Below are 6,018 nucleotides of genomic sequence, written 5' to 3'. Positions count from 1 at the left end.
CTTACAAAATTAAGATTCCGTCCCCGTAACCCATAGGATTTTTTCCAACAACCACGATAAAATCTGCTGCTTTAAGCGGAAATCAGTATACAACAAATTTCAACAACTCAAAATTCAAATCACATGGTTACAGTTACGTTTGCCATCAAACCATATTTGGCCGAGTACATGTATGTCCGATACAGACAATATTTAGAATCCCGATCACATAATAATCCGCCTTCAAAACTCCCTGTCCCAATCCACCTCTCCCACCTCACCCCCGTTTATCACTTTCTGCAACAATTATCTGTTCCTCACCCGCAAAGTGTCTCCTGGAAAGAAACTGGAAATATCTCTTTCGTCCTCCCCAGCCCAAGACTCGGCAAAAATCCCGAAGTTTACAATTATTTTGGCCAGGATAGCATCTTTATTATAGAAAAGGAAATCGAAGTGGAAATGAAAGCGGAACTATACTCATTTCTGTTGGAAAATAAGTTCAAAAATGGGGTGATGTATATAAAGTCAATGCATGAATTCGTGGAAAAATACAATATGGCAGAATCAGTGGAAGAAGAAAGCTTAATGAGGGCTTTTCAAAGATGGAGGAAAATGGTGAAGGAGAAGTCGGAAAAATAAATAGTAATATCAAAAGAATTCTTACCTTTACAGCAATAAACAATTCAAAATAAAATTATGGCACTTTACAAATATAATACTTCAGGCGTCTTTTCTGAAATAAAAGAAAAGCCTTTTAAATTGGAAAGAGATATTCAACGCATGTTTGAAACTAATATGTCCGAAATCATGGGACTTGAAATGATTAAGTCCGAATTTACGATCAAAGACCGCCGTATTGATACGCTTGCCTTTGATCCGCAATCGAAGGCTTTTGTTATCATTGAATATAAAAGGGAAAGAAACTCCAGTGTCATAGATCAAGGGTTTACTTATCTAAGCCTAATGTTGCAAAATCAGGCTGATTTTATTCTGGAATATAATGAAACGCAAGCTGGAAACTTGAAACGGAATGATGTGGACTGGTCGCAAACAAAAGTCGTTTTTATATCACAAGGGTTTACGCCTAACCAACGAGAGGCTGTCAATTTCAAAGATTTGTCCATTGAGTTATGGGAAGTGAAGCGCTATGAGAATGATAGTGTATCCATCACTCCTATTCGCAAAAGTCACGCATCGGCAAGCATTAAAACAGTGATGCAGAATAGTCCAGAATTTAAAGAAGTGACGGAGAAAATTAAAGAGTATTCGGAGGAAAATTTGTTAAAAGGAAAATCTGACAATGTAGTAGAATTATACGAGAGTTATAAGAATGCAATTCTTAATTTGAATACAGAAATTGAAGTTAAACCACAAAAGTGGTATATTTCATTCAAAAAGGCCAACAGCCATATTTGTGCACTTGAAATCCAGAAAAATGGAATAAAGCTTACTATAAATGCAGCCAAAGGACATTTAGAAGATAGTAAGCAATTAACAAGAGATATTTCAACTGTCGGACATTTTGGCAATGGAGATTATGAACTCAAGATCTCAGATACTAAATATTTAGAATATATCATGAGCCTTGTGAAGCAAGCGATTAAATAGATATGGCTAATTATTGTAACATAGTAAGCCCCGATAATTCACTTTTGTAGATTAATAGGCTTATATGTGAAAAACAGGACTATCTGGCTCTACAAAAAGGTATGTTGGATATATTACTTAAATAATACAGTGCCAACATTTATCAGTAAATATCTGTCTAACTGCGAGCAGCAATCACCTGAGATATTTTGTCTATAACCTTTTTGTATTCATTATCTGATTTATCGGTAGGTAGTTCAAAGGTAAAACTATCAGTTGCTCGTAAACTAAAGGCATTACCTTCTAGTACTTCCAATTTCCATTGTTGCTCAATATTTGTCTGAGTTGGGTAATAAAGAACCCAAAATAAAATGCGACTATTGGATTTAGAAGCCAAATAATCTCTTAATAAGGCCAGACGTTCATGACACAAAAGCCTGTTGAATTGGGTAGATATCTAATCAGAAAACCCGGGGGATATCATTCTGTATAAAACAAGATTTGCAGTCAAAGAGAAAAAGCGTAAAAAGGTATAAAGAAAAGAGGGTGTACAAGCACCCTCTTTTTCTATACTCTTTTATCCTACAATACTCTTTATATAATCAGACGGACATACATGATAGAAGTCTTTGAACTTCTTTCCAAAGTATTTGGCATCGCAATAGCCCAGTATACCTGCAATATCCGAAATGTTGTACTGCTGGGAGGCCAGCAATTTAAGTGCTTTGTCCATTTTGAATGAATTGATATAGTTTTCGGGAGGGTTGCCCGTAATCTCTCTTATCTTATTATAAAAAGCAGTGCGGCTCATGCCTATATCAACGCTTAATTTATCTATTGTATATTTATCAGTAGAGAGATTTTTCTCCAGGATTTCATTGACTTTATCCATAAATTTCCGGTCGGCATTTTCTGTTTCTATTTCGGCTTTTGTGGAAATCATCGGAGAAATGGCATCTGACAGAAACAGCCTGATCCGTTCGCGTAAGACCATGCGGTTTTCGACAAGCATACGTATGTCTGCCCTAAGTTTACAAATGCTTTCCGTACGCAATCCCAGACGGTCTGCCCCACTCCCTAAATGTGACAAATAGCTTTCGTTATCAAAGGCTCTTAATAGAAGAATGATTGGTATGTATCCTATCGTTTTATCTTCCTTAATTTGAGTGCTAAGTATATCTCCGCTTATTCCATTCACATTGTCGTCAATAATGATAGCATCAGGATTTTGACTGATAGCCGTATCCATTAACAGCTCCGGATTATCAAGAACTGAAACTTGAAAATAGCGTGATAAGGTTTTCTTTAAATAATCACTGAATAACTTATCTGCCATTACTAATAGGATATGGGAAGTTTCTCTCGCTTTAGTGTTTTGTTTATTGCTCTTAGGACTCTCGCAGGAGTCATTTGTTGGGGTCTTCGTTTTTGTAGAAGAATGTCTCAATACCGGGCATGACTGATTCTGACAACGGCAGTCTGTCGGAATGACGATTTGAAAAGTAGCTGCTTTACCATGTCTGCATCCGGTTATTTTTCCGCCATGCAGACGGATGATTTTTCTTACCGTCCATAAATCACTATATCCATACACGGGAAATATAATAGGAATAAAGGGAAACATTTTCTCTGTTCTTTGCCCGGCTATTTCGTTATTGCTAATCTGCAACTGCCAAGAATTTATTGTGTGGGTTACGTTGATTGATATGCAACAGCCTGGCTCGGAAATCAAAATCATCTTGTTGATAAGGTGTTGAAGTGCTGCAGTCATTATGTTTTCGTTTATCCTGCAACTGACGCAATCCGAACATTCACCAACAGTCAGCTGTATCTGGCGGGAGTTGGCATAAGCCCGGCATTGATTGACAATGGAAGTAACATAAGTGGAAAGTTCCAAATTTACCGTTGACGTTTTAGGAGGAATTCTCTTATTTACTTTATTTAGAGTTGCAATATTCTGGTTACAATATATGATACATTCGGCATATCCCAGTGCTTCTTCCACTTGTTGGGAAAGAGGTTCAGGGAGGTTGCCTGTTTTGAGTTCTTCCAATTGATTCCGCAGCAATATTAACGGTGTATGTGCTGTATGGAGCATGTTCATGGCAATCTTAAATTTTTCATGCGATAATAACTGCACATTGTATTCTATTATAAGATACGCAAATAGAATCACAAACAGTCCAATACCGAGACTTTCCACAGGGACCGCATATCCAAGCAACGACAAATCGGGTAAAATGATGCCAATAGTTTGTTTGCTGTTTACTAAATTGGCTCCAGGATCTGAAGAGGATAAAGCTCGGAAGCTTACTAATAAATTCAGGTAACAATCATTCATACTAATATCGGATTTGATTAATATTCTACACCTTTCGTAAAACACGCCTGATAATCTTTTAACGTGCTTAAAATCCGATGCAAGTATAAACTTTTCAACGTTCACACAGGAGGTGGTTTCCAACAAAAACAATGGGTGTTTTCTATCAAAAATGGTAACAATGTCTTTTGTTACCGAAATATTAAGAGGGGTATACTATCAAGTCTTCGTTTTACCCCAATAGCCTCTATTAGTTAATTATTTTCATCATAATAATACGCTCATAATATCATGAAAAAATTAATTGAATCATCAAAACAATAGATTCTATTGAGTCATAAAGCTACGTATATAATTAGAAAATTATATATGTAAGTGAGTATCATTTAACCATAAGGAACATATATATCACAGAAATACCTCATCATACAATGGAATATTCTTCGCATCGTAGACATGAGTGACTGCAAATATATCGTCTTTCTTGATTAGTAACCAGTCTCTGTCCTGATCGTCCATATTCGTATGGATAAGGGTAAACAGGCCTTTGAGCTTATGACCATGTAATTTGAATTCAAGTATTCCGTTTTTAATGGCAGCGGAAATGTTACGATTATTACCGACACAAGCATAGGTTCCGCTATCCCATATTTCCACTGTACCCGCTCCATAGTTGCCTTCGGGTATAACTCCCTCAAAGTGTGCGTAACTCAAAGGGTGATCTTCTACTTGTATAGCCAGTCTTTTATCTTTCGGATTCATGGAAGGGCCTTTAGGAACCACCCAGCTTTTCAACACTCCATCCACTTCCAGACGGAAATCGAAATGAAAATGACTGGCTTCATGCTTTTGGACAACAAAAACAGGTATCCGGCTTGGAGTTTCCACTGTATCCGCCGTCGGTTCGGGAGTCTCACTGAATAGTCTTTTTGCCTGGTACTCTTTGAGGTTGCTGAAAGAGGGATCTGCCTGCTTTTCCACCATTTTTGTACTTTTTCCTTCATCGGGAGAATTCTTTGCCATAATCTGTATTTTTTCAGGTGAATAAAAAACGAATGATTAATTGTCACAACAATCAGCATATCTGTTTGTTGCCGGAATTCATCTATTTTAATGGCTTTAAAACCGTATTTACGTTTGTTTATAGCAAAAAGCGGGTAAATATGTAACATTGCACATATTTACCCGCTTTCTGCAGGATCTAATTTCTTACTTGCCGGAAATTGAGTCTTTCTTACCTTGCTTATTTACAATAGAAGGACTTCCTTTGTATTCAATATCTCCGCTGCCACTGGCTTTTGCGTCCAACTGTTTGGAAGCGTAACAAGATATATCGCCGGAACCTGAAACTGTAGCAACGACATTAGTAGCCGTCAGCTTGTCGGCACTGATATCACCGGAACCATTCACAGTCAGCATAGCCATTTGAGTGGCACCTTTTATTTTCACGTCACCGGAACCGCTAACTATCGTTTTTACAGTAGTGGCCTTCACATTCTTCACGTCAATATCTCCACTACCTTTTACAAAAGCGGAAAGATTGGTATATTGCAGATTTTCAGCTTCAATATCTCCGGAACCTGTTATATTCAGATTTAAGTCAGCTCCTTTGATAGTACCTTTCAGATATACATCGGCCGAGCCTTTAATATCGACATTATCCAATGAAGGAGAAGAGGCAATCACTTTCAACCGGCGTTCTCCGCTAAGAATCTTAACGCCTTTCTTTATATTTACCTGTAGCACTCCATTTACCGTAGATACCTCCAACAGGTCAACCAGATTATCCGAGCCATATATAGAAACTGTTGTTTTAGAACCATTACTCTGACGATACTCAACGTCGGGACTACCCAGAACTCTGATTGAACTGAAATTGCTCACGTTATTCAGTTCTTTCGTGATATATTTCTTACTAGGAGTAACGGTTTGTGCCTGTATTCCTGTAAAGCACAAGAACATCAGCACTACTAACATAGATGTAACATTAAAACTTTTCATAATTTCTTCTTATTAAATATTCTACTGACAAATATAGGAAGTATATTTCAAAGTATGGCAACTGAAAGAATAATAAATCATTCCTACTTCTTAGTACCTGCATAGTGGGTACAAAATCCCCCATTAAACGT

The 6,018-nt window shown here is 37.3% G+C and carries 5 protein-coding genes; 2 read left to right on the top strand and 3 right to left on the bottom strand.

The window, feature by feature from the left end; genetic code table 11:
• Window positions 1-123 precede the first annotated feature (123 nt).
• Together I2I13_RS20655 and I2I13_RS20650 are read left to right on the top strand one after the other, a co-directional pair.
• The gene (locus I2I13_RS20655; protein WP_195650388.1) at window positions 124-618 is read left to right on the top strand and encodes a hypothetical protein; all 495 of its coding nucleotides are present in this window, start codon (window positions 124-126) and stop codon (window positions 616-618) included.
• Between the two features lie 57 nt (window positions 619-675).
• Window positions 676-1,587, top strand: coding sequence for a DUF5655 domain-containing protein (locus I2I13_RS20650; protein ID WP_148366766.1), 912 nt, complete (start codon window positions 676-678; stop codon window positions 1,585-1,587).
• Between the two features lie 556 nt (window positions 1,588-2,143).
• Here I2I13_RS20650 and I2I13_RS20645 read toward each other — a convergent pair.
• The 3 genes from I2I13_RS20645 to I2I13_RS20635 all read right to left on the bottom strand — a co-directional run bounded on the left by I2I13_RS20645 (window position 2,144) and on the right by I2I13_RS20635 (window position 5,887).
• Window positions 2,144-3,907 carry a helix-turn-helix domain-containing protein gene (locus I2I13_RS20645; RefSeq protein ID WP_195650387.1) on the bottom strand — a complete coding sequence of 588 codons (1,764 nt, stop codon included), beginning with the start codon at window positions 3,905-3,907 and terminating at the stop codon, window positions 2,144-2,146.
• A gap of 387 nt (window positions 3,908-4,294) precedes the next feature.
• Window positions 4,295-4,909 (bottom strand): DNA polymerase ligase N-terminal domain-containing protein, encoded by a 615-nt coding sequence (locus I2I13_RS20640; protein ID WP_195650386.1) that lies wholly within the window; start codon window positions 4,907-4,909, stop codon window positions 4,295-4,297.
• Between the two features lie 186 nt (window positions 4,910-5,095).
• Entirely contained in the window at window positions 5,096-5,887 is a 792-nt protein-coding gene (locus I2I13_RS20635; protein ID WP_195650385.1) for a head GIN domain-containing protein, read from the bottom strand.
• Between the last annotated feature and the right edge of the window lie 131 nt (window positions 5,888-6,018).

Origin of the sequence: Bacteroides sp. D55t1_190419_B8 (assembly GCF_015558905.1) — a bacterium.
GTDB lineage: Bacteria > Bacteroidota > Bacteroidia > Bacteroidales > Bacteroidaceae > Bacteroides > Bacteroides vicugnae.
This window is presented reverse-complemented; position numbering and strand designations above follow the sequence as displayed.